The organism is Pseudoalteromonas sp. TB25 (assembly GCF_000497995.1).
Classification (GTDB): Bacteria; Pseudomonadota; Gammaproteobacteria; order Enterobacterales; family Alteromonadaceae; genus Pseudoalteromonas; species Pseudoalteromonas distincta.
In genome coordinates this window covers 1-2,134 of record NZ_AUTI01000253.1, presented here as the reverse complement: position 1 = coordinate 2,134, position 2,134 = coordinate 1, and the positions used below count along the sequence as shown (strand labels likewise).

Annotated in this window: 3 protein-coding genes and 1 pseudogene; all 4 read left to right on the top strand. The window is 43.4% G+C overall.

The features are described from left to right. The coding region (locus L652_RS01000000123490) for a PhoH family protein (protein ID WP_024596413.1) at positions 1 to 593 on the top strand (593 nt) is incomplete at its 5' end. A gap of 4 nt (positions 594 to 597) precedes the next feature. After that, positions 598 to 1,056 carry an rRNA maturation RNase YbeY gene (ybeY, locus tag L652_RS0108000; RefSeq protein ID WP_024596412.1) on the top strand — a complete coding sequence of 153 codons (459 nt, stop codon included), beginning with the start codon at positions 598 to 600 and terminating at the stop codon, positions 1,054 to 1,056. Between the two features lie 22 nt (positions 1,057 to 1,078). Next, the gene (gene corC, locus L652_RS0107995; RefSeq protein ID WP_002958541.1) at positions 1,079 to 1,963 is read left to right on the top strand and encodes a CNNM family magnesium/cobalt transport protein CorC; all 885 of its coding nucleotides are present in this window, start codon (positions 1,079 to 1,081) and stop codon (positions 1,961 to 1,963) included. After that, a pseudogene (locus L652_RS1000000125370) lies at positions 1,944 to 2,134 on the top strand (apolipoprotein N-acyltransferase); the annotation flags it as partial. The gene corC and the pseudogene L652_RS1000000125370, both read left to right, overlap by 20 nt.

The following is a 2,134-nucleotide window of genomic DNA, read 5'->3' as shown; positions in this document are numbered from 1 at the left end:
CCGCCGTCGACGCTCTTGAGCGCCAAGAAATACGCCGTATATTACTAACGCGCCCTGCTGTAGAAGCTGGCGAAAAGCTTGGCTTTTTACCAGGTGATTTAAGTCAAAAAATAGACCCATACCTGCGCCCTCTTTACGATGCTCTTTTTGAAATGCTAGGTTTTGAAAAAGTAGAAAAACTCATCGAAAAAAATATCATCGAAGTCGCACCGCTTGCTTACATGCGCGGACGTACTTTAAACGATGCCTTTATTATTTTAGATGAAAGCCAAAATACCACCGCCGAGCAAATGAAAATGTTTTTAACCCGTATAGGGTTTAACTCAAAAGCGGTGATTACAGGCGATATTACACAGGTCGATTTACCTCGTGGCACACGCTCAGGCCTTCGCCATGCAATTGAAGTACTTGATGGCGTAAACGAAATTAGCTTTAACTACTTCAAAGCCCACGACGTAGTACGTCACCCTGTTGTAGCACGCATAGTTGAAGCATACGAGCGTAACGACGAAAGCGAGCGACTTAAGCGCATTGAAAAGCAAAACGCAAAAGACGCACTCGCTGCTCTTCAACAGCCTACTACTAAAGAGTAATACTTTGACAACCGAACTTGATTTACAAATAGCCTGTGAGTTTGACAACCTCCCAAGCGAAGAACAATTTGCGCTATGGGCCGACAAAGCCCTTAGCCAATACCGTGATGAGTCCGAACTCAGTATCGTTATTAGCGACGAAGCGCAATCGCAACAACTTAATAACGACTATCGCGGTAAAAATAAACCGACCAACGTACTGTCGTTCGAATTTGAAGCACCACCAGGCATAGATATTCCCTTGGTTGGGGATTTAATTATTTGCCCAGCCATTGTATTAGCTGAAGCAATTGAGCAAGAGAAGTCATTTCATGACCACTTTGCTCACATGGTTATTCACGGATGCTTGCATTTGCTTGGATTTGACCATATAAAGAGTGAAGACGCTTTAGAGATGGAAAGCATCGAAAAGCAATTACTTGCAGAGCTAAACATAGCAGACCCATACCGGGACGATATTTAAATTAACGGAGCAATTAGACGCAATGAGCGACGGTAACTCGCAATCTAGCCAGGGTTCTTCTGGCAAAACGTGGTTGGGCAGAATAGCCCAAATGTTGCAAGGGGAACCCCAGAATAGAGAAGAGCTGGTCGAAGTTATTGCCGATGCGCAAGAACGAGACGTAATCGATCCAGAAACAAAAGAGATGATAGAAGGTGTGCTTGGCGTGTCTGAGCTTAAAGTGCGAGACATAATGGTTCCGCGCTCACAAATGATCACTCTTGAGATCGACAGCCCGCTTGAAGAACTAATTCCAATGATGGTTGACTCAACTCACTCACGTTTTCCAGTGGTGATTGAAGACAAAGATCATGTAGAAGGTTTTTTACTCGCTAAAGATTTATTGCCACTAATCTTAAATAAAGACGAGCATTTACCATCAATACGTGATTATTTACGCCCAGCAATGGTAGTACCTGAAAGCAAACGTGTTGATACATTGCTAAACGAATTCCGTCAGCAACGCTACCATATGGCTGTTGTTATTGACGAATACGGCGGCGTATCGGGCTTAGTAACGATTGAAGATATTCTTGAAATAATTGTTGGCGAAATCGAAGATGAGCACGACGAAGAAGAAGAACATCAAGATATTCGTCAACTTGCTAAACATGTCCACGTAGTGCAAGCACTCACTCCTGTAGATGACTTTAACGAGCATTTTAAAACAGGCTACAGCACAGACGAAGCCGATACTATTGGCGGAACTGTACTGCACGCATTTGGTCATATGCCAAGCCGTGGTGAAACGATTGACATAGAAGGTTACCAATTTAAAGTAACCAACGCCGACAATCGTCGTATTTTGCAACTGCAAGTCACCGTTCCTAAGGCTGATGATAACGACAGTGAAGAAACTGCTAACTAGACTTACCCTATTAGCAAAAGATAAAAAAGCATGGCTCGCACTCGTTGCGGGCCTTGTTTTAACTTTTGGCTATGCCCCTTTTGAAATTTGGCCCATCGTATTTATTAGTCTTGGCGCCATAATTTTTTGCATTAATCCCAATAATACCGGTAAAGCGCACGCAAAAACCGC